The following is a 22,441-nucleotide window of genomic DNA, read 5'->3' on the forward strand; positions in this document are numbered from 1 at the left end:
GCCGGGCCGGAACGGCCTCGCGCCGCCTCCGGCCCGGCGGCGTTCTCGCGTCGCCTGAGGAGACGGCCACGGCACTCGCTTGATCGTCCCGGGGCGGGGTAGCGAAGGTGCATGGTCACTGAGAACACGCCCGCTGCCGGATACGTACAGCCCGAGATCGACGTACCGGGGCTGACCCGGGTGCTCGACGGGGACTACGCCGGGATCCGGGATCTCGTACGGAGCAATCTGGTCGCGTACGCCTCCGTGCTGGAGGAAGCCGAGGAGCTCGGGATCGACGCGTATCGCGAGCGGGTGCGGGAGATCGTGGTCGAGATGGCCGCGACCGGGCAGACCGGGATGGGGTTTCCCGAGGAGTACGGCGGGGGCGGGGACGTCGGGGCGTCCATCGCCGCGTTCGAGACGCTCGCCTTCGGGGACCTGTCCGTGCTGGTCAAGGTGGGGGTGCAGTTCGGGCTCTTCGGCGGGGCGGTCCTCCAGCTGGGCACCGGGCGCCACCATGAGGCGTATCTGCCGGACCTGATCACCGGGCGCCTGATGGGCTGCTTCGCGATGACCGAGACCGGGCACGGCTCCGATGTGCAGTCGCTCGGGACGGTCGCGCGGTACGACCCCGGGGCCGAGGAGTTCGTCCTGACCACCCCGGACGACGGGGCGTGCAAGGACTACATCGGCAACGCCGCCCGCCACGCGGAGCTCGCGGTCGTCTTCGCCCAGCTGGAGGTCGGCGGACAGGCGGAGGGCGTGCACGCCTTCGTCGTACGGGTCCGGCGGGACGGCGAGGTGATGCCCGGCGTCCGGATCGAGGACGACGGGCGCAAGATGGGCCTCAACGGCGTCGACAACGGCCGCATCCGCTTCGACGGGGTGCGCGTGCCACGCGAGGCGCTGCTCAACCGGTTCGCCGACGTCACCGCCGAGGGCGTCTACGAGAGCCCGATCGAGAACCCCGGGCGGCGGTTCTTCACCATGCTCGGCACCCTCGTGCAAGGCCGGGTCAGCGTCGCCGGAGCCGGGGTCGGCGCGGCCAAGGTCGCCCTCGCCGTCGCCGTCAAGTACGCCGCGCGGCGGCGGCAGTTCGCGGCCGCCCCGGACACGGAGGAGCAGCTGCTCCTCGACTACGGACTGCACCAGCGCCGCCTGCTGCCGCTCCTCGCCCGTACGTACGCGCTGCACTTCGCGCAGGACACCGTACGCACCCAGCTGCACGACGTCTTCTCGGGCGCCGGGGACGACCCGCAGGCCCGGCGCCTCCTGGAGTCCCGGGCCGCCGGCACCAAGGCGCTCGCCACCTGGCACGCCACCCGGGTCGTCCAGGAGTGCCGCGAGGCGTGCGGCGGCGCCGGCTACCTCAGCGTCAACCGGTTCGCCGCGCTCAAGGCCGACAGCGACATCTTCACCACGTTCGAGGGCGACAACCACGTCCTGCTCCAGCTCGTCGCCAAGGGCCTGCTCACCCATTACGCGAGTGAGTTCGAGGACCTGGACCAGCTCGGGACCGTCCGTCATGTCGCCGGGCTCGCCGTCGAGACGGTCCTGGAGAAGACCTCCGCCCACAAGCTCCTCGAACGGGTACGGGACCTGCTGCCGGGCGGCGACGAGTGGGACCGCGAGGCCGGGCTGCTCGATCCGGAGTACCAGCTCGCCATGGTCCGCTTCCGCGAGGAGCACATGCTCGCCGGGGTGGCCCGCAGGCTCAAGCGCGGAATGGACGAGCACGAGGACCCGGGCGCCGTCTTCTCCCGGGTCCAGGACCACGTCATCGCCGTCGCCCGCGCGCACGTCGAACGGCTCGTCCTGGAGGCGTTCACGGACAAGGTGCGCGCCCTGCCCGAGGGCGGCGGCAAGGAGGCGCTGCGCCTGCTGTGCGACCTCTTCGCCCTCTCCACCATCGAGGCGGACCGGGCCTGGTTCATGGAGCACGGCCGGCTCACCGTCCAGCGCTCCAAGGCGATCAGCCGCGAGGTGAACGACCTCTGCCGCAAGGTCCGGCCGCTCGCGGTGGACCTCGTGGACGCCTGGGGTATCCCGGACGAGATGCTGCGCGCCCCGGACCTAGCTCTTACCGACGCGCACGGCGGTCGTCGCCAGGGTGACGTACCGCATGGTGAAGCGGCCGCCCAGCGCGTCGATCGCCTTGCCCACCGCCGCGAGGATCTCCGTCAGTTGCCCGGGGCGGAGCTGGGTGAGGCCCCCGGTGGTCGGTAGCAGGTCCAGCCACTGGTCCCGGGTGTACGGGCGCTCCCAGTCGAAGCGCCACTGCTCCGGTTCGTCGAACCGGCCGGTCGCGCGGATCTGTTCGGCGGTCTTCGCGTATCCCGCCCGGTACGCCTCCAGCGGGCGCCGGGCCGGCTGACCGCTGAACGGCGATTCCGGGGCCACCCGGCGGAAGGCCGCCGCGAACGGCTCCGCCACCTCGGCGGGCGGCTCGAAGACATGGCCGAAGACCGCAAGGCGTCCGCCCGGCCGCAGCACCCGGGCCGCCTTGCCGGCGCTCACCGCCGGGTCCACCCAGTGCCACGACTGGGCGGCGGTCACCGCGTCGAACATCCGGCCCGCCGGGTCCCACGCCTCGAAGGTCGCCACCTCGACCCCGACGCCGTGCACGCGCGCCAACTCCGCCATCCGGGCATCCGGTTCGACACCGAGCACCGCGCAGCCGGCCGCCCGAAGCTGACGGGCCGCGATCCCGGTCCCGCAGCCGACGTCGAGCACATCCGGCCCGGGACTCCCGGCGACCACACGGGCCACCAGCTCCTCGGGGTAGGCGGGGCGGGCCTCGTCGTATCGCCGTGCGTCCGTGCCGAAGGACTCGGCGGTCCGCCGGGCGTGATGGGGCTGCTGAGGTCCGGGCTGCTCTCGCGGTAGAGTGGGCATGCGTTCACTTTAATGGGCAAGCGCCCACAAGCCAAGGTGTGGCAGGACGCGGACGACATGAGGAGTGGGTACGTGCCGACCGGAGTGCACCTTCGCGACGCCCGCCAGCAGCTGTTCGACGCCGCCGAGCGCGTCCTGCTGCGGGACGGCGCGGGCGGCCTGACCAGCAGGGCCGTCACCGACGAGGCGGGCTGCGCCAAGGGCGTCCTGCACCGGCACTTCGCCGACTTCGACGCCTTCCTCGCCGAGCTCGTGCTCGACCGGGCGGCGGACCTCGAAGCGCGGGCGCGGACGCTGGGCGAGAGCGCCGGCACCGGCACCGTGGCGGGCAACCTCACCGACGCGCTGACCGCCCTCTTCGGGCCGGTTCCGGTGGCGATCATCCCCCTCATCACCTTCCGGGACGAGCTGCGCGCGCGCCTCAGGGAGGCGACACCCGGGGGCGGCATCGCGATCCTCGCCCAGATCACGACCGCCGTCTCCGGCTACCTCACCCAGGAGCGGGCACGGGGGCGTGTCTCGGCCGGTGCCGACATCGACTCGCTCACCCTCTCCCTGGTCGGGGGCGGGCATCTGCTCTTCGCGGACCGCGATCCCGGTCCGCCGGACGCGGCGGCGGTCGGCAAGCTGGTGACCACGGTGCTCGCGGACGTCGTACGGCGATGAGGTGCGGGCGGCGGGGGCGTCCGGGTACCCACGGCGGATGAGTACCACCGCTCAGCCAAACGGGCGTTCGTCGCGGAACGATGGAACTCCGCCCGAGCGAACCGGAGATCCCCATGCTCAGCCGACTTGCCGGTCAACTGGTGCCCGCCTTCGGGAGGTTGACGCTCACCACCGACACGGACGCGGTGTTGCCCCCGGTCGGCATCATCGCCGCCAACCACACCTCGCTCGCGGATCCCGCGATCGTCCTGGCGGCGCTCCGCCGCCTCGGCGCCCGGCCCGTCGTCATGGCGGCCGCCGGGCTCTGGCGCGTCCCGGTCCTCGGCCGCGCGCTCGCACGTGAGGGCCACATCCCGGTGCACCGCGGCGACCCCCGCGCCAGCCGGGCCGTCGTGCTCGCCCAGGAGGCGCTGGAACAGGGCCGGCACATCCTCATCTACGCGGAGGGCGGGCTGCCGGACCGCGGGGACGCGGCCGAAGCGGCGCCCGGCGCCTTCCACCGCGGACTCGCCCGGCTCGCGCACCGCACCGGAGCGCCGGTCATCCCGGTGGGCCAGGCCGGGGCCCGCCGGGTCACCTCCGGCCCGGTCGCCAAGCAGCTCGCGGGCCTGGCCACCGCCCCGCTGCGCCGGCCCCGGCTGCACGTCCACGTCGGGCCGCCGCTGCGGCTCGACGGCGACGGCCCGGCGGCCACCGCCCAGGCCCGGCTCGCGGTCACCGCGGCCTGGCGGACGGCGGCCGCCCGGCTGGGCGAGCCCGCCGCCCTGACCGCGTAGAACAGCGGCTCAGAGCTCGGCGCCCACCGCGCTCAGGAAGGTGCGGAACTTCGCGGCGGTCTCGGCGGTCTCCGCCTCGGGTTCGGACGCCGCGACGACGCCCGCGCCGGCGTAGAGGCGCAGCGTGCGCTCCTCCGCCTCGGCGCAGCGGATGGTGACGACCCATTCCCCGTCGCCGCTCGCGTCGCCCCAGCCGACCATCCCCGTGAAGTAGCCCCGGTCGAACGGCTCGGTCTCGGTGAGCACCTGCCGGGCCGTGGCCGTCGGCGTGCCGCACACCGCCGGGGTGGGGTGCAGGGCGCAGGCCAGGGCGAGCGCGGAGGCGTCCGGGTCGGTGAGCGTGCCCGTGACCGTGGTGGACAGGTGCCACATGGTGGCGGTGCGGATCAGCGTCGGCCGGGGCGGCACGGTCATCCCCGTGCAGTACGGGGCGAGCGCCTGGTGCACGGCGTCCACGACGACGGCGTGCTCGTGGAGGTCCTTCGCGGACTCCAGGAGAGCGGCGGCCCGGCGGACGTCCTCGGCGAGGTCGTCGCTGCGCGGGGCGGAGCCAGCGAGGGGGTTGGCGACCAGCCGGCGGCCCCGGCGGGAGACCAGGAGTTCGGGGCTGGCGCCGATCAGGGTGCGGCCGGGGCCGGTGGGGAGCGCGAAGGTGTAGCCGGAGGGGTCGCGGCGGGCCAGGCGCTGGAGCATGGCGGGCACGTCCAGCGGTACGGGCGAGGTGAGTTCGAGGGTGCGCGCGAGGACGACCTTGCTGAACTCGCCGCGCCACATCCGCTCCACGGCCGAGGCGACGCCCTTCGCGTAGACCTCCGGCTCCGGGACCGGCCGGATCTCCCAGCCGGGGGAGTCCGCCCCCGGCGAGGGCAGGGCGATGAGGGGGTCGGAGGTCAGCGGCGGCGCGATGCGCAGCGCGGCGGGCACGCTCAGGGCGGCCGGCTCCGTGTGGTCGAACGGGATCGCGCCCATCACCACCGGCGCCTGCTGCCCGGCGTCGGCTGCCTGCGCCAGGGTGTCCGCCACGCGCCGGTCCACCGGCTGTGCGCCGTGCGGCACTTGGAGTGCGGCGCCCCGGGCCAGCAGGGTGCGTCCGGGGGTGGCGAGGAAGCGGGCGCCGGGCGCGTAGGCGTCCAGCAGAGAGGTGGCCGCCCCGGTGGCCGGATGGGCCGTGGGTATGGGCGTGGCGACTCGGGATGCCGTCGACACGGGGACTCCGTTCTCGATGGCCCCACGGGCGGGGCCAGGGATGAGGATGCGCTGAGGAGCTGCGCCGGTTCGGCGCGCTGGCACGCCTGCGGCGGGTCTTCACCCGGAGCAGCACCTACGGTAGGTTAGGTGAGGGTAACCTAAATTTGAGAGTTCGCGCAGGAGGGTGGTGGGGGTCGGGTCATGGATCCGATGTCTGAACTGCGCTTCCCTGCGGCCCGGTTGGCGGGGTGGGGGCGTGTGTCGCGGATGTCGATGTTAGGTTAGCCTTGCCTCGGTCTGGGGGGCCGCGGCCGATTCCGCACCCTGCGCCGCGGGCCGCCATGCCCGCCGGCGGGCCGAGCCGCGCCCTGGCGCGCCCCGTGAACGGCCGCGCCCCGGGCGGGTGTTCACGCGCTCACTGCCGCGCCCGGTCCCGTCAGCACCGTAATTCTCGCTCCGACCCGTCGTCGGCGCTCACCCACTGAGGAGTACTCCGATGAGTCAGACCTTGTCGCCGGACCGTGTCCGGGCCGACATCGCCGAACTGCTGGGCTGCGAGCCCGGTGAGATCGCGCCCGAGGAGAACCTGGTCGATCTCGGTCTCGACTCGATGCGGATCATGGTCCTGGTGGAGCGCTGGCGCGCGGCGGGGGCGACCACGCTGGAGTTCCCCGACCTCTTCGAGCTGCCTGAACTCGGCCACTGGCAGACGCTGCTGGCAGGTGAGGCCGCATGAGCCGCACCGACCACCGCGGGCGCCATCTGGACCGGATCGCCGAGGTGCGCGCCGGGCTGCACGCCGAGAAGGTCGGCTATCCGATCGGCATCCGCGAGGCCGAGGTCGTCCGCACGGCCGCCGTCGGCGCGGGTCTCCTGCGCGTGACGCTGGGCGGCCCCGGCACCGAGGGATTCGAGGCCCACGCGCCCGACGAACACGTGAAACTGATCTTCCGGGAACCGGACGGCACCCTGCGGCTGCCCGAGCGCGACGGCGCGATGCTGCGCTGGCCGAGGCCGCTTCCCACCTCGCGCGAATACACCGTGCGCCGCTACGACTCCCTCACCGGCGAGCTGGATATCGACGTCGCCGTCCACGAGGGCGGACTCGCCTCCGACTGGGCCGGCAAGGCGCGGCCCGGCGACACCGTCCACATCGCCGGACCGCCCGGCGGGCTCATCGTCCCGCACAGCTACGACCGCTATCTGCTCGTCGGGGACCTCACCGCCCTGCCCGCCGTCGCGCGCTGGCTGGAAGAGCTGCCGAGGACCGCCAGGGGCTGGGCGTTCATCGAAGTCGCGGACGCCGCCGAGGAGATCGAGCTCTCCGCGCCGGAGGGCGTCGAGGTCCACTGGCTGCACCGCGACGGCGTGCCCGCCGGCTCCGGTGACGCGCTGACCCGGGCCGCGATGTCCGTCACCGTGCCCGAGGGCGAGCGGGCGTACGTCTGGGTGGCCGGCGAGGCCGGGCAGATCAAGCCGCTGCGCCGCTGGGTCCGGGACGAACTGCGCCTGGACAAGGCCGACTACGACATCACCGGCTACTGGAAGCGGGGCGTCGCGGACTTCGACGAGGACCACGAGCACGACCACGAGCACGGTCACGGTCACGACGACAGTCACGACCACTGATTCATCGCAGCACCGGGGGCGGGCCACCCGCGAGTTGTCCCCCCGAAAGGCCATCAAGTAAAGTGAGCCTTACCTAAGTAGCAAGGAGCTTCGGAATGTCCATACGCAGATCGTCCGGCCTGGTCGGCGCCGTCGCGCTGGCTCTCGTACTGGCCGGATGCGGGTCATCCTCGGACGGCGGGTCGGACTCCGCCTCGGAGAAGACCAAGACCCGGGTGTTCGCCGCGGACAACGGCAAGATCACGATCCCCGCGAACCCGAAGCGTGTGGTGGCCACCGGCTACGCCGTGCCCGCGCTGATCGAGGCCGACGCACCGCTGGTCGGCATCTCGTCGTGGAAGCGCGGCGAGCCCATGATGACCAAGGACGACCTCGCCACCTACAAGAAGCTCAAGAAGATCGCGGGCGAGCAGGCGAGCGAGACCAACTACGAGGCCATCGCCGAGGCCGAGCCCGACCTGATCGTCATCGGTGTCCCCGCGCCCGTGCTCGGCGACATCGACATGAAGCGGCTGAAGTCGATCGCCCCCGTCGTCGCGATCGGCCCGAGCCTGCCGTCCGCCTGGCGCGACCTCTCCCGCAAGCAGGCCGACGCGGCCGGTGCGGTCAAGCAGTTCGACGCCCAGAAGAAGACGTACGACGACAAGGCCGCCGAGCTGGCCGCCCATTACAAGGACGTCCTGCCGAAGCTGAAGCTCGGCCACGTCGGCGCCTACGGCGACGCCGCCAAGGGCACCTTCCAGCGCGAGTTCAACGGCTCCTGGGGCACCAACATCGCCGAGGACCTGGGCGCCACTTACTACGGCAAGGTCAAGAAGGCCGGTCCGGGGTCCGCGGCCGTCAGCGAGTATCCCTCCATCGAGGAACTGCCCGCCGCCTTCCACGAGGCCGACGTGCTGACGTACTCGGTCAACGCCGACGGCAGCGTCCCGCCCTCCGTCAAGTACGTCCTGGACTCCAAGCTCTGGAAGAACCTGCCCGCCGTCAAGGCCGGCAAGGCATTCCCGTACCGCTACACCGAGGCCGCCACCTACGGTGAGGCCCTGTTGACCCTGGACGCGATCGACCAGTCGCTCGCTCCCCTGCTGAAGCCGTGACCGTCGCGGGCCGCGCGTCCGAGACGGCGGAAAAGAACCGGCGGGCCGTCCCGCAGACCGCCCTGCTCGCCGGCGGACTGATCCTGCTGGCCGTTCTCGCCGTACTCAGCATGGGCGTCGGGGCCCGCCACGTCGCACCCGGCGAAGTCGTGCGCGCGCTCTTCGACTACCAGGGCACCGACGACCACGTCGTCGTACGGGACGTGCGGGCACCGCGTGCGCTGCTCGCCGTCGCCGTCGGCGCCGCGCTCGCCGTGGCCGGCGCGCTCATCCAGACGCTCGCCCGCAACCCGCTGGCCGAGCCCGGCATCCTCGGGGTCACCGCGGGCGCCGGGTTCGCCGTCACCCTCGGGTCGGCGGCGGGCCTGGCCGGCGGCCAGGCCGGCGAACTCGGCTTCGCCATCGTCGGCTCCGTGGCCGCGGCGCTCCTGGTCGCCGCGGTCGGCCGCACCTCCCCGCTGCGCCTGGTGCTCACCGGTGTGGCGGTGACCGCGGTGCTCAACGGCGTCGCCCTCGGGCTGCGCCTCATGCTCCCCGACACCTTCGACCTCTACCGGTTCTGGTCGGTGGGGACGCTCGCCGGCCGCGAACAGGCGTCCCTGGGATGGCCGTTGACCGCCATCGCGGTGTCCCTGGCCGGTGCGCTGCTGCTGAGCAAGGCGCTCAACGCCCTGACCCTCGGCGAGAACGTGGCGCACACCCTGGGCGCCAACGTGGGCCGGGTCCGCGTCACCACCCTCGTCCTCATCACCGTGCTCAGCGGCGCGGCGACGGCGGTGGCGGGGCCCATCCTGTTCGTCGGGCTGATCGTGCCGCACCTGGTGCGCAAACCGGCCTCCGGATCGGTGCCCTGGCTCATCGCCTACACCATGGTCCTCGGCCCCATCCTGCTCCTCGCCGCCGACATGGCCGCGCGGGTCCTGCTGCCCACCGGCGAGGTGCCGGTGGCCATCGTGACCGCCTTCCTCGGCGGCCCCATGCTGATCTGGGCGGTCCGCCGCTACGGGGCGGGGTCCCTGTGAACGTGCTGAGATTCCACTTCGAACGGCGTACGGCGATACTCGTCGCCGTCCTGGTCGCCCTGATGCTGGGGCTCGGCCTGCTCGGGCTGTGCTACGGGGCGTCATGGGCGCCGCCCGGCAAGGTGTTCGCCGTCCTCACCGGCTCCGAGCACTCCGTGGTGATCCGGGACTGGCGGCTGCCGCGCGTACTGGCCGGCCTGGTCTTCGGCGCCGCGCTCGGCGTCGCCGGCGCCCTCTTCCAGAACCTCACCCGCAACCCCATGGGCAGCCCCGACGTCATCGGTCTCGACGCCGGCGCCTACACCGGCGCCCTGGTCGCCCTCACCGTGCTGTCGGGCACCTCCGCGCAGCTGGCGGTCGGCTCCGTGGTCGGCGGACTCGTCGTCGCGGCCGCCATCTACCTGCTGTCGCTCGAAACCGGCTTCTCCGGCCTCCGGCTCGTCGTCATCGGTATCGCCATCAACGCGATGGTCACCGCGATCAACTCGTGGATCGTGCTCCGCGCCGACCTGGAGGTGGCGATCGCCGCCGTGGGCTGGAGCGCGGGCTCGCTCAACGGCGTGGGCTGGGAGGACCTCGGCATCCCGTTCACCGTGATCGCCGTCCTGCTGGCCCTCATGACCACCCGGGCCCACGCCATGCACCAGGCGGCGCTGGGCGACCCGATCGCCGTGACGACCGGCGTCGGACTCGACCGGCTGCGGCTGCTGATGGTCCTGGTCGGCGTCGGCTGCACCGCCACGGTGACCGCCGTGGCCGGGCCCATCGCGTTCATCGCGCTGGCATCGCCGCAGATCGGCCGCCGGCTCGCGGGCGCCGCCGGCATCCCGCTGCTCCCGGCCGCGCTGACCGGGGCGGTCCTGCTCCAGGGCGCGGACCTGCTGGCGCAGCTGCTGCTGGCCCCGGTGGCGCTGCCCGTGGGCGTCGTGAGCACCGCGATCGGCGGTTGCTATCTGATCTGGCTGCTGACCAAGGAGGTGAGGCGCGCGTGACCGCACGCCTGACGGCGCGGGAGATCACCCTGCGCTACGGAGACCGCGTCGTGTCCACACGGCTCACCCTCGACATACCCGACGGCGCGTTCACCGCCATCGTCGGCCCCAACGCCTGTGGCAAGTCAACCCTGTTGAGCGCGCTGGTACGGCTGCTCAAACCGCACTCCGGACAGGTGGAGTTCGACGGCCGCGAGGTCGGCGCGTTCGGCACCAAGGCGTTGGCCAAGCAGCTCGGCTTCCTGCCGCAGGACCCCACGGCGCCCGAGGACATCAAGGTCCGCCAACTCGTGGCCCGGGGCCGCTTCCCGCACCAGTCGCTGCTGGCCCTGTGGTCGGACGGCGACCAGGAGGCCGTCGACGGGGCGATGGCCGCCGCCGGCGTCGCGGACCTGGCCGACCGGCCCGTGCAGGAGCTCTCCGGCGGGCAGCGGCAACGCGTCTGGATGGCGATGGTGCTCGCCCAGGAGACGCCCTACATGCTGCTGGACGAACCCACCTCGTTCCTCGACATCACCCACCAGTACCAACTGCTCGGCCTGCTCGCCAAGCTGCGCGACGAGGGCCGCACCGTCGTCGCGGTCCTGCACGACATCAACCAGGCATGCCGGTTCGCCGACCACCTGGTGGCCATGAAGGCCGGCGAGGTGGTCGCCGAGGGCGACCCCGGGGACATCGTGGACGCCACGCTGATCAAGGACGTGTTCGACCTGCCCAGCGTCGTCGTCCCGGACCCCGTGACCGGCACTCCGATGGTCGTCCCCACACTGCAAGGAGAGTAAGTTGACCACCGCGAGCGTGTCCCCGGACGGCCTCCTTCCCCTGACCGGCGCCCAACTCGGCATCTGGAACGCCCAGCGCATCGAACCCGACTCCCCGTACTACGTGGTCGGCGACGTGATCGAGATATCCGGCGAAGGACCCGTCGACACGGACGCGCTCGCGCAGGCCGTCCGGGCCACCACCGGGGAGGCCGAGAGCCTGCGGCTCAGGGTGTACGAGACGCCCGAGGGCCCCCGTCAGGCGGTCGGCGCCGAACCCGTCGCCCTGCCGCCGCTCGTCGACGTCAGCGCCGAGGCCGACCCCGCCGCGGCGGCCCAGGCGCTGGTCGACGCCGAACGCGCCCGGCTCGCCGAGGCGTGCCGGGGCATGACGGACCGCCCGCTGTACTCCCGTACCGTCATCAAGCTCTCCGACCGCGAGGTCTGGTACACCCAGCTCGGCCACCACCTCGTCTTCGACGGGTACACCGCCGCCCAGCTCGCCCGCCGCACCGCCGCCCGCTACACCGCGCTGGTCCGTGGCACCGAACCGCCCCGCTCGACGTTCGGCGCGTTCGCGGCGCTCGTCGCCGAGGACACCGCGTACCGCGCGAGCGACCGGGCCGCCGAGGACCGCGCCTACTGGGTCGAGCGGTTCACGCCGCTGCCCGACGTCGACGCCCACGACGGGCCCGACACCGACGGCGCGCCCGCCCGCACGCTCACCGCCCGGGCCGAACTGAGCGCCGGTGAGACCGCCGCCCTGCGCGCCTTCGCGGACGCGGAGGGCGTCGCCTGGGGCGAGGCCCTGATCGCCTGCTACGCCGCCTTCCTGCACCGCATGCTCGGCCGCACCGACGTCGTCTTCGCCCTGCCCCTGATGTGCCGGACCGGCTCCGTCGCGCTGCGCACCCCCGCCATGGCGGTCAACGTGCTGCCGATGCGGGTCACCGTGCGCGGCGACGACCGGCTCGGTGACCTCAGCCGCCGCGTCGCCACCACCATGCGCGAGATGCGCGACCACCAGCGCTACCGGGGCGAGGACCTGCCCCGTGACCTCGGCGTGCCGGGCGCCGGCGCGCTGCTGCACGGACGCGGCATCAACCTCAAGGCGTTCGACCTGACACTCGACTTCGCCGGGGCGGCCGGCGTCATGCGCAACGTCGCGGGCGGACCGCCCGAGGACATGGGCCTCAGCGTCCTGCCCACCCGCGACGGAGGGCTCCTGCTCGGCTTCGAGGTGGACGCCCGGGCCAAGGACCAGGCCGCCGTCGACAGCCTGATGACCGGGCTCCGCGCCCTGCTCACCGGGCTCATCGAGGGCCTGCCCGTCGCCCGCATCGCGCTCACCGGCGACACCGGCGCCCAGCTCGCCGAGTGGAGCCCGCCCGCCCTGCCCGGCACCCCCCTCGACGTGCCCGCCGCCTTCGACGCGATGGCCGCCGCCGGACCCGGGAACACCGCGCTGGTCTGCGGAGGCGAACGGCTGACCGCCGCCGGACTCGCCGACCGGGTGCACCGCGTGGCCCGCGCCCTGCGCGCCCGGGGCGTCGGCGCCGAGGACGTCGTCGCGCTCGCCCTGCCGCGCTCGGCCGACGCCGTCGTCGCCCTGCTCGCCGTGCTCCACGCGGGCGCCGCCTTCCTGCCGCTGGACGCCGCGCACCCGCCCGAGCGGCTGCGCGAACTCATCGCGGACACCCGCCCCGTCCTCGTCCTCACCGACGGCACCGTCGACGGACTGCCCTGGAAGGCACTCCTGGACGAGGCCGCCGACCTGTCCGGCGCCCCGCTCACCGCCGCCGAGCTCTCCCGGCCCCGCCACCCCGGGCACCTGGCCTACGTCATCCACACCTCCGGATCGACCGGCCGCCCCAAGGGCGTGCTCGGCCGCGCCGGCGGGCTCGCCGCGCTGCTGCACCACCAGCGGTCCACGGTCGTCGCGGAGGCCGAACGGGCCACCGGTCGCCGGCTGCGCGCCGCGCACACCTACTCCTTCGCCTTCGACTCCGCCTTCGAACACCTCATCTGGTTGCTCTGCGGGCACGAACTCCACGTGTACGACGCCGAGACGGCCCGCGACGCGGACGCCCTGCTCGCCTCGTACGCCCGCGACGGCATCGACGTCATCGACACCACGCCCTCGATGGCCGCCCCGCTCATCGACGCCGGACTGCTCGACCTGCCCCCGGCGCTGCTGCTCCTGGGCGGCGAGGCGACCCCGCCCGCCCTGTGGCGCCGGGTCGCCGCGTCCGGGATCGCCGCGCGCAACATGTACGGGCCGACCGAGGCCACCGTGGACGCCACCACCGCCCGCATCGACGGCGGCGACCCGGTCATCGGGCACCCGCTCGCCGGCACCCGGGTCTACGTCCTGGACAACGCCCTCCAGCCCGTCCCGCCCGGCACGGCCGGCGAACTCCACCTCGCCGGACCCCACTTGGCCCGGGGCTACCTCGGCCGCCCCGGCGCCACCTCCGAACGCTTCGTCGCCGACCCCTTCGGCGCCCCCGGCGACCGGATGTACCGCACCGGCGACCGGGCCCGCTGGGTGCCAGGCCGCGGCCTGGAGTACGGCGGCCGGGGCGACGGACAGGTCAAGATCCGCGGCCACCGGGTGGAGACCGGCGAGGTCGAGGAAGCCCTCGCCGCCCTGCCCGGGGTCACCGCGGCCGCCGCCCGGGTCCGGTCGTCCCGGCTCGTCGGATACATCGTGTCCGCCTCCCTGACCGGCGACGAGGCACGCGCCCGGCTCGCCGAGCGGCTGCCCGAACACATGGTGCCCGCCGCCGTCGTGGTCCTCGGCTCCCTGCCCGTTACGCCCAACGGCAAGCTCGACCGCGCCGCGCTCCCCGCGCCCGCCCTCCCCGGCGGCGGCCGGGAACCGGGCACCGCACGCGAACGGCTGCTGTGCACCGTCCTCGCCGACGCGCTCGACGTCGAACGGGTCGGCGTGGACGACGACTTCTTCGCCCTCGGCGGCGACAGCATCACCGCGATCACCGTCAGCAGCCGGCTGCGCGCCCTCGGCCTCGGCCTGCGCCCCAAGGACCTGCTGGCCCGCCGCACCTTCGCCGCGCTCGCCGCCTCCGCCGAACCGCTCGACGGGGCGGCCGGCCCGGCGGACGAGCCGGTCGGCCCGGTGCCCGCCCCGCCCATCGTGCGCGCCCTGCTCGACCCGCACCCCGACATCGACACGGTCGCCGGATACGCCCAGTGGACCGCCCTGCACGTCGACGCGCTCACCCCGGACCAGCTGACCCGGGGCGTGCAGGCCCTCCTCGACCACCACGACGCGCTGCGGCTGCGCGTGGCCGGCGAGCCGGAGATCCTGCCCCGGGGCACGGTCCATGCCGCCGTCGAGGAGGCGACCGGCGAAGAGGTGACCGCCCTGGCCCGGCGGCTCGCCGGACAGCTCGACCCGCGCACCGGCGACCTGGTGCGCGCCGCCCTGCTCCGCACGGGCGAGGGCACGGGCGACGGCACGGCGGACCGGCTGGTCCTCGTCGTGCACCACCTCGCCATGGACGGCGTGTCCTGGCGCGTCCTCCTGCCCGACCTGCGCACCGCCTGCGCGGGCGGCGCCCTCGAACCCGCCGGCACCTCCTGGCGCCGCCACGCCCAGGTCCTCGCCGAACAGGGCAGGACCGGCGCCCGGCGCGGTGAACTCGCCCACTGGCGTACGGCACTGGGCTCCGCGTCCCGGCTCGGAGCCCGCCCCCTGGACCCGGTGCGCGACACCGTGGCCACCGCCCACCGCTCGGTCACCACCGCCTCGCCCGAGGCCACCGAGGCCCTGCTCACCACGCTGCCCGCCGCCTACCGGGCCGGCGTGGACGAGATCCTGCTCGCCGCCCTCGTCCTCGCCCTGCGCGGCTGGGGCCTGCGCGACGACGCCGTCACCGTGACCATGGAGGGCCACGGACGCGAACACCTCGACCTGGCCCGCACGGTGGGCTGGTTCACCAGCGAGTACCCCGTCCGGGTGCCCGCCCGCGACGACGTCCGCGCCACGCTGCGCGCCGCCAAGGAGGCCCGCCGCGCCGTCCCCGACAACGGCGTCGGCTACGGGGTGCTGCGCCACCTCGACCCGGAGGCGGGTCCGGAGCTCGGCGCGACACCGCCGCCGGACGTGCTGCTCAACTACCTCGGCCGGTTCGCCCCGTTGGCCGCGGACGGCTGGCGGCTCCCCGAACACGACGCGTTCTCGGTGACCGAGCCCGACGCCAAGGCCCTCGAACAGGTGCTGGCCCTCAACTGCTTCGTCCACGAGGGCGACACCCCCCGGCTCGCCGTCGAGTGGACCGCCGCCGGCGAGGTCGTGGGCCCCGACGCCCTGGCCGCCCTCCAGGACTGCTGGGCCGCCGCGCTCGACGCGCTGGCCGCGCACGCCCTGCACACCACGGGCGGGCTCACCCCCTCCGACCTGCCGCTGGTGGCCCTCGACCAGGAGGCGATCGACGCCCTGGAGAGCACCGGCCGGGTCAGCGACGTGCTGCCCGCCACCCCGCTCCAGCTCGGTCTGTCCTTCCACACCATGGTCCGCGACGACACGGACACCGACGTCTACGTCGTCCAGGCCGTCACCACCCTGTCCGGGGAGCTGGATCCGGACCGGATGGCCCGCGCCGCCCACGAGCTGCTGCGCCGCCACCCCGCGCTCCGCGTCCACCTGGGCACCGTCGGGGACGACGTGGTGCAGGTCATCCCGGCCGACGTCGTGCTGGACTGGCGGCAGGACGACGACTTCGCCGAAGCGGCCCGCGCCGACCTGGCGCGCCCCTTCGACCCGGCGCGGCCGCCGCTCATCCGCTTCCTGCTCTCCCGGGTCGGGCCCGCCGAGCACAGGCTCGTCATCACCAACCACCACGCCCTGCTCGACGGCTGGTCGATGCCCCTCGTCGGCCGCACCCTCCTGGCGATCTACGCGGAACTCGGCGGCGGCCCCGCCGCACCCGTCTCCCCGCCCCTGTCCGAGTACTTCCACTGGCTGTCGGGCCGGGACCAGGAGGCGTCCGTCGCCGCCTGGCGCGAAGCCCTCGCGGGTGTCGACGACGCGACCCGGCTGGCCCCCGCGAGCACCGGGAAGGCCGTGGAGCGGCCGGGCCGGGAGACCGTCGAGCTGGGCCGCGAGTTCAGCGACCGGCTGCGCGCCTTCGCCCGGGAACGGGGCATCACCCTGACCACGGTCCTCCAGACCGCGTGGGGCCTGCTCCTCGGCAGGCTCACCGGCCGTCGAGACGTCGTGTTCGGCTGCCCGGTCTCCGGCCGGCCCGCCGAGGTCGACGGCGTCGAGTCGATGATCGGCCAGCTCGGCACCACCGTCCCGGTCCGTGTCCGGTACACCCCGGGCCGCACGGCGACGGACGTCATGGCCGAGGTGCACGCGGAGAGCGTCGCCCTCGCCGAGCACCACCACGTCGGACTGCCCGGCATCCAGCGGGCCGTGGGCATCGGCGAACTCTTCGACACGATGCTCGTCATGGAGAACTTCCCGCTCTCCAGCCGCACCCGCACCCCGCTCGCCCCCGGGCTCGACCTCACCGGCGTCGACATCACGGACGCCACGCACTACGCCCTCACCGTCATCGTGATCCCGGGCGACGAGATCACCGTCGGACTCGGCTACCAGCCCGGCGCGTTCGACCGGGACACCGTGCGCGACTACGGCCGCTGGCTGCGCAACCTGCTCCACGAGATCACCGAGAACCCGGACCGGGCCGCCGTCGCGCTGCCCGCCCTGGACGCCGGCGAGCGCGCCCGCATGCTGCGTACGGGCGCCGGGATCGTCGCCGCGAAGGAACGCGGCCACTGGCTGGACGAGTTCGCCGGCTGGGTCCGCCGCAAGCCCGCCGGCGAGGCGCTGGTCTGCCGCGACCGCGGCCTCTCGTACGAGGAACTCGACCGGCGGGCCAACCGCCTCGCGCACGCGCTCATCGCGCACGGCGTCCGGCCCCAGGACCCCGTCGCGGTCCTCATCGGCCGGGACATCGAGATGACCGTCGCCCTGTTCGGCGTCGCCAAGGCCGGTGCGGTGTACGTGCCGATGGACGCCGCCTACCCGCGCGAACGGCTCGCGTACATGTTCGAAGACATCGCACCGGCGGCCGTCGTGACGACCGGCGCCGAACTGCCCGTCGACCGCGAGATCCCCGTCCTGCGCCTGGACGACCCCGCCACCCTCGCCTCCGTACCCGACACCGACCCGGCCGAGGCCCGTGCCCGGCTCACCGACGACGCGCTCGCGTACGTCATCTACACCTCGGGCACCACCGGCCGCCCCAAGGGCGTCGGCGTCACCCACCGGGGCGTGCCCGACCTGATCGCCCTCCAGGAGGAGGTCGTCGGCGTCACCGAGCACGACCGCTATCTGCACTTCGCGTCGACCAGCTTCGACGTGGCGTTCTGGCAGACCATGGTGCCGCTGCTGTCCGGCGGTACGTCCGTCATCGCGCCCGAGGAGGTGCGCGTACCCGGCGACGAACTCCTCGACTACATCGCCGAGCACCGGGTGACCGGCGTGAACCTGCTCCCGTCGTTCCTCGCCGCGATGCCCGACGACCGCACCGTCGACTCCGACGTGTTCTTCGTCGTCGGCGCCGAACGGCTCGACCCGGAGCTCGCCCACCGCTGGGGCCGGGGCCGCCGGGCGCTGTTCAACGCCTACGGGCCGACCGAGGTCACCATCAACTCGACCACCTGGCACTACGATCCGGAGGACGCCGGACCGCTGCCCATCGGCCGCCCCGACCCGAACGTCCGCGCCCATGTGCTCGACGGCGGACTCCAGCCCGTCGGTGTCGGCGTCACCGGAGAGCTCTACCTCGGCGGCCCGAGCGTGGCCCGCGGCTACCTCGGCCGCCCCGGCCTGACCTCCGGCGCGTTCGTCGCCGACCCGTACGGGCCGCCCGGCACCCGCATGTACCGCACGGGCGACCTGGTGCGATGGCGCCACGACGGACAACTGGTCTTCCTCGGCCGCGCCGACCACCAGATCAAGGTGCGCGGCTTCCGCGTCGAGCTCGGGGAGATCGAGACCGCCCTCACCGGGCACCCCGACGTCCGTGCCGGCGCCGTCGTGATGCGCGAGGGCCGGCTCGTCGGCTACGTCATCCCCACCGACGACGCCGACCTGGACACCGCCGGGGTGCGCGCGTATCTCGCCGAGCGGCTGCCCGACCACATGGTCCCGACCGCGCTCGTGCCGCTCGACCGCCTCCCGCTGAGCCCCAGCGGCAAGCTCGACGCCTCGGCACTGCCCGCCCCCGCCACCGTGTCCGCCGTCCGGCGCGAACCGGCCACCGAGGCGGAGGCGCTGCTGCTCGCCGTGTTCCGGGACGTCCTGGGCCGCGACGACATCGGCCCCGACGACAACTTCTTCGACGTCGGCGGCGACAGCATCGTCTCCCTCCAGCTGGTCTCCCGGGTCCGCCGCCAGGGGCTCGGGCTGAGCCCGAAGGACGTGTTCGACGGCGAGACCGTCGCGGGCATCGCGGCCCGCGCCCGCGCCCTGGACGGCGAGGCCGCCCCGGCCGTCGGGGACGCCCCGCTGACCCCGGTCATGCGGGACCTGCTGCACCGCGCGGGGAAGGCCGCCGACGGCTTCTGCCAGTGGGTGGAGGTCTGCGTCCCGGCCGGCGGCGACGAGAAGAGCTGGCAGGCCGTGCTCGACGCCCTCCTCGGCCGCCACGACGTACTGCGCGCCCGCCTCGGCGACGACGCCCTGCACATCCCGCCGGCCGGTGACCTGACCGGCGCCGACGTCCTGACCCGCGTCCCGGCGAACGGCGACCCGCGCGCCGCCGCCGACGCGGCGACCGCCGCCGCGCGCGCCGCGATGGACCCGCGCACCGGACCGATGCTGCGCGCGGTCTGGGTGGACGCCGGGCCCGACCGCCCCGGCCGGCTCGTCCTGATCGCCCACCACCTGGTGGCCGACGGCGTCTCCTGGCGCATCCTCCTGGACGACCTCCGGCACGCCCACGACGGGGGAGAGCTGACCCGGCACGGGCAGTCCTTCCTCGGCTGGGCCCGCACCCTGCGCGAGGCCGACCGGCGCGCCGAACTCCCGCACTGGCGGCGGATGACGGCGACCACGCCCCTCACCCGGCCGCTCGACCCCGCCCGGGACACCGTGGCGACCGCCGCGCACCACGAGATCCGGCTCGACGCGGACACCACCCGCGCCCTGGTCACCACCCTGCCCGCCGCGCACCGCACCACCCCGGACGCCGTCCTCCTGACGGCGCTCGCCCAGGCGGTACGCGACTGGCGCGGCACACCGGAACTGCTGGTCGCCCTGGAGAGCCACGGCCGGCCGCGCGACGTCGACCTCTCCCAGACCGTCGGCTGGTTCACCGCGATCCACCCCGTCCGGCTCGACGCCGAGGACGATGTGCGGGCGGTCCGGGACCGGCTGCGCGCCCAGGGCGACGGCCTCGGCCACGGCATCCTCACCACGGCGGGGCTGCTCGACCCGGTCCGCCCGGAGCTCGCCTGGAACTACCTCGGCCAGTACCCCGGCGCCCCGGAGACCGAGACGCCGTGGCAGCCCGCCCCGGACGCCGACCCGCTCGGCTCCGACGCCTCCGGCCCGATGCCCCTCCCGTACAGCCTCATGGTCAACGCCCTGGTGCGCGACGACGCGCTCGGGGTGCGGATCACCTGGCCCCGGGCGCTGTTCACCGGCGCCGAGATCGAGGAGCTGACGCAGCACCTGAGGGCCGCGCTGCTGCGGGTCGCCGCCGCGCCGGAGACCGTCGCGCTCGGGGACCGGCCGGTCGCCGCCGTACAGCCGCTCAGCCCGTTGCAGGAGGTGATGCTGCGGCACTCGCGCACCGAGCGCCCCGACCCGTACACCGTGCAGTCGGTGTTCTCGCTCGCGGGCCGGCTCGACACCGAGGCGCTGCGGGGCGCGGGCGACGACCTGCTGGTCCGGCACCCCAACATGGGCGCGGTGTTCCCCGCCTCGCTCGCGGTCATCCCGGACGCGCCCCGGACGGAGTTCCGGGTCACCGACGCACCGGCCGACGAGGTGCTGGCCGCCGACCTCGCCGAACCCTTCGACCTCGCGCACGGCCCCCTCTACCGGATCACCGTGATCCGGCTCGGACCCGAGCGCGCCGACCTCGTCCTGACCAGCCATCACGCCCTGTCCGACGGCTGGTCCGCCCCGCGCGTCCTCGGCGAGCTCTTCGCCCTGTACACCGCGCGGACCGGCGGTACCGCCCCCGCCCTGCCGGCCCCCGTGCCGTTCGCGGACTACCTGGACTGGTGCGCGGAGCACGAGCCGGACCTCGACGCCTGGGCGGCCGAGCTGGACGGGCTGCCCGAGGGTGACTACCTGGGCGGTGAGGGCAGCGGCCCGGCCTGGCAGGAGCCCGAGGTCATCACGTTCGACGCGGCGCTCGTGGCCGGGCTCACCCGGCTCGCCGCCCGGCGCGGACTGACCCCGAACACCCTGGTGCAGGGCGCCTGGTCGGTGCTGCTGGCCCGGCGCTCCGGGCGGCGGGACGTCTGCTTCGGCGCCATGGTGTCGAGCCGGCCCCCGGCGCTGGAGGGCGTGGAGGTGATCATCGGCCTGCTCGCCAACACCGTGCCGGTACGGGCCCGGCTCACCGGCACCCTGGCCGCCGCGCTCACCGGTCTCCAGGCCCGCCAGCGGGACCTGGTCGAGCACCACCACGTGGCCCTGTCCGACCTGGAAAGGCTCACCGGCCGGCGCAGGCTCTTCGACAGCATGGTCGTCTTCGAGAACTACCCGGTCGACCCGGACCGGCTGCGCGAACCCGCGCCCGGACTCACCGTGCTCTCCACGCGCTTCCGGGAGTCCACCCACCACCCCGCCACGCTGACCGTCATGCCGGACGGCGACGGCTGGACCGGAGTGCTCGCCCACCGCGCCGGCACGGACACCGCCGGGCTCGCCGGCCAACTGACGGACCTGCTGCGGAACATGGAACAGCACCTGGACGCCGACGTGAGCGCCCTCCTGGAGGACCGATGACCGAGGCACCCGCCCCGCCCGCCGAACGCGTGGACCGGGAGCTGCTGCGGATCGCGTTCATCCTGGTCCTCGGCACGTTCATGGCCACGCTCGACGCCACCATCGTCAGCGTCGGACTCGACCGGCTCACCGAGGAGTTCGACGCGTCCGTCGCCGAGATCCAGTGGGTCTCCAGCGCGTATCTGCTCGCCGTCGTCGCCGCCGTCCCCGCGTCCGGCTGGCTGGCCGGGCGCTTCGGCGGCCGGCGGGTCTGGCTCGCGGCCATCGGCGTGTTCCTGATCGGCTCGGTGCTGTGCGCCTCGGCCTGGTCGGCGACCAGCCTCATCGTGTTCCGTGTGATCCAGGGGCTCGGCGGCGGCCTGCTCCCCGCGACCGGGCAGGCGCTGCTCGCCCGGATCGCGGGGCCCGGACGCACCGGCAAGGTGATCAGTGTCGTCGCCGTGGTCCCGCTGCTCTCCCCGGTGTTCGGGCCGCTCGCCGGGGGCTCCGTGCTCGCGGTCGCTCCGTGGCCCTGGCTGTTCCTGGTCAACCTGCCGATCGGCGCGGCGGCGGTCCTGCTGGCCCGCCGCTACGTGCCCGTGGTGCCACCGGCCCCGCAGCGGACCGCGTTCGACCTGCGCGGGGCGCTGCTGCTCTCACCGGGGCTCGCGGTGCTGGTGTACGGGCTGACCGAGGTCGCCCACGACCGCGCCGTCCCGGCCACGATCGGTGTGGTGGCCGGGGTGGTCATGCTGGTCGCGTTCACCGTGCACGGGCTGCGCACCCGGGGCACTCCGCTGGTGGACCCCCGGCTGTTCGCCCGGCCCCCCTTCGGGGCCGCCGCCCTGGCGCTGGTGGTGCTCGGGGCCTCGGTCTTCGGCACCACGTTCCTGCTGCCGCTGTACTTCCAGTCGGGGCGCGGGATGACGGCCTGGGAGGCGGGGCTGCTGCTCGCCCCCCAGGGGCTGGGCGCGGCCGCCGGTTCGGTGCTCGTCAACCGGACGATCAGCAAGGTCGCGCCGAGGACCCTGGTGGTGGCCGGCATCGTGCTGATCGTCGCCGGGACCGCCCCGTTCACCCTGCTGGGGCACGGGGTCCCGGACGCGGTGATCGTCTCGGCGCTGGTGGTGCGGGGCTTCGGGATGTCGATGGTCGGCGCGCCCGTGATGAACATCGTCTACAGCCGGATCGAGCCGGAGCAGCTGCCCCGGGCGGCCGGAGCGCTCAACCTCCTGAACACCGTGGGCGGTTCGGTCGGCACGGCGGCGGTGGCGGTGATCCTGGAGAACCGGCTCGCCGCGACGGGCGCGGACATCCCCGCGGCCTTCGGCGACACGTTCTGGTGGGTGCTCGGCTTCTGCCTGTTCGCCGCGGCGGCGGCGACGCGGCTGCCCCGTACCCAGCCCCGCAAGGGCTGACCGGCAGGACACATGGGTGTGCCCCCGGCCCTC

Annotated in this window: 12 protein-coding genes and 1 pseudogene; 11 read left to right on the forward strand and 2 right to left on the reverse strand. The window is 74.3% G+C overall.

The window, feature by feature from the left end:
* Positions 1-111 precede the first annotated feature (111 nt).
* A pseudogene (locus tag OG867_RS29535) lies at positions 112-2,058 on the forward strand (acyl-CoA dehydrogenase); the annotation flags it as partial.
* Here the strand turns inward: OG867_RS29535 and OG867_RS29540 are convergent.
* A complete protein-coding gene (locus OG867_RS29540; protein WP_406289964.1) occupies positions 2,056-2,877 on the reverse strand; it encodes a class I SAM-dependent methyltransferase in 822 nt (273 codons plus the stop codon). The pseudogene OG867_RS29535 and the gene OG867_RS29540 overlap by 3 nt on opposite strands.
* 72 nt (positions 2,878-2,949) lie before the next feature.
* Here OG867_RS29540 and OG867_RS29545 point away from each other — a divergent pair, with 72 nt between their 5' ends.
* Positions 2,950-3,543 carry a TetR/AcrR family transcriptional regulator gene (locus tag OG867_RS29545; protein WP_406289966.1) on the forward strand — a complete coding sequence of 198 codons (594 nt, stop codon included), beginning with the start codon at positions 2,950-2,952 and terminating at the stop codon, positions 3,541-3,543.
* Positions 3,544-3,656: 113 nt separating this feature from the next.
* A complete protein-coding gene (locus OG867_RS29550; RefSeq protein ID WP_406289969.1) occupies positions 3,657-4,319 on the forward strand; it encodes a lysophospholipid acyltransferase family protein in 663 nt (220 codons plus the stop codon).
* Positions 4,320-4,328: 9 nt separating this feature from the next.
* Here OG867_RS29550 and dhbC read toward each other — a convergent pair whose 3' ends face one another.
* Positions 4,329-5,525, reverse strand: a complete 1,197-nt coding sequence (dhbC, locus tag OG867_RS29555) for an isochorismate synthase DhbC (RefSeq protein ID WP_406289971.1) — start codon at positions 5,523-5,525, stop codon at positions 4,329-4,331.
* A 478-nt stretch (positions 5,526-6,003) separates the two neighbouring features.
* Between dhbC and OG867_RS29560 the strand changes: the two genes are divergently transcribed.
* The 8 genes from OG867_RS29560 to OG867_RS29595 all read left to right on the forward strand — a co-directional run bounded on the left by OG867_RS29560 (position 6,004) and on the right by OG867_RS29595 (position 22,408).
* Positions 6,004-6,243, forward strand: coding sequence for a phosphopantetheine-binding protein (locus OG867_RS29560; RefSeq protein ID WP_406289974.1), 240 nt, complete (start codon positions 6,004-6,006; stop codon positions 6,241-6,243).
* Positions 6,240-7,136, forward strand: coding sequence for a siderophore-interacting protein (locus OG867_RS29565; RefSeq protein ID WP_406289976.1), 897 nt, complete (start codon positions 6,240-6,242; stop codon positions 7,134-7,136). The genes OG867_RS29560 and OG867_RS29565 overlap by 4 nt, the downstream gene beginning before the upstream one ends.
* Positions 7,137-7,231: 95 nt before the next feature.
* Entirely contained in the window at positions 7,232-8,233 is a 1,002-nt protein-coding gene (locus OG867_RS29570) for an ABC transporter substrate-binding protein (RefSeq protein ID WP_406289978.1), read from the forward strand.
* Positions 8,230-9,255, forward strand: coding sequence for a FecCD family ABC transporter permease (locus tag OG867_RS29575; protein WP_406289980.1), 1,026 nt, complete (start codon positions 8,230-8,232; stop codon positions 9,253-9,255). Before OG867_RS29570 ends, OG867_RS29575 begins: the two co-directional genes overlap by 4 nt.
* Positions 9,252-10,247: a FecCD family ABC transporter permease gene (locus tag OG867_RS29580; protein ID WP_406289982.1), complete on the forward strand. Its 996-nt coding sequence runs from the start codon at positions 9,252-9,254 to the stop codon at positions 10,245-10,247. The genes OG867_RS29575 and OG867_RS29580 overlap by 4 nt, the downstream gene beginning before the upstream one ends.
* Positions 10,244-11,029 (forward strand): ABC transporter ATP-binding protein, encoded by a 786-nt coding sequence (locus OG867_RS29585; RefSeq protein WP_406289984.1) that lies wholly within the window; start codon positions 10,244-10,246, stop codon positions 11,027-11,029. Before OG867_RS29580 ends, OG867_RS29585 begins: the two co-directional genes overlap by 4 nt.
* A 1-nt stretch (position 11,030) precedes the next feature.
* Complete coding sequence (locus OG867_RS29590; RefSeq protein WP_406289986.1) at positions 11,031-21,011, forward strand: amino acid adenylation domain-containing protein; 9,981 nt, start codon at positions 11,031-11,033, stop codon at positions 21,009-21,011.
* Complete coding sequence (locus OG867_RS29595) at positions 21,008-22,408, forward strand: MDR family MFS transporter (protein ID WP_406289989.1); 1,401 nt, start codon at positions 21,008-21,010, stop codon at positions 22,406-22,408. Before OG867_RS29590 ends, OG867_RS29595 begins: the two co-directional genes overlap by 4 nt.
* Positions 22,409-22,441: the final 33 nt, after the last annotated feature.

Source organism: Streptomyces sp. NBC_00209, from assembly GCF_045206345.1.
Classification (GTDB): Bacteria; Actinomycetota; Actinomycetes; order Streptomycetales; family Streptomycetaceae; genus Streptomyces.

Coding starts and splice junctions, on each gene's coding strand:
- OG867_RS29540 (WP_406289964.1), bottom strand. CDS start 2,877: ATGCCCACTCTACCGCGAGAGCAGCCCGGACCTCAGCAGCCCCATCAC.
- OG867_RS29550 (WP_406289969.1), top strand. CDS start 3,657: ATGCTCAGCCGACTTGCCGGTCAACTGGTGCCCGCCTTCGGGAGGTTG.
- OG867_RS29560 (WP_406289974.1), top strand. CDS start 6,004: ATGAGTCAGACCTTGTCGCCGGACCGTGTCCGGGCCGACATCGCCGAA.
- OG867_RS29565 (WP_406289976.1), top strand. CDS start 6,240: ATGAGCCGCACCGACCACCGCGGGCGCCATCTGGACCGGATCGCCGAG.
- OG867_RS29570 (WP_406289978.1), top strand. CDS start 7,232: ATGTCCATACGCAGATCGTCCGGCCTGGTCGGCGCCGTCGCGCTGGCT.
- OG867_RS29595 (WP_406289989.1), top strand. CDS start 21,008: ATGACCGAGGCACCCGCCCCGCCCGCCGAACGCGTGGACCGGGAGCTG.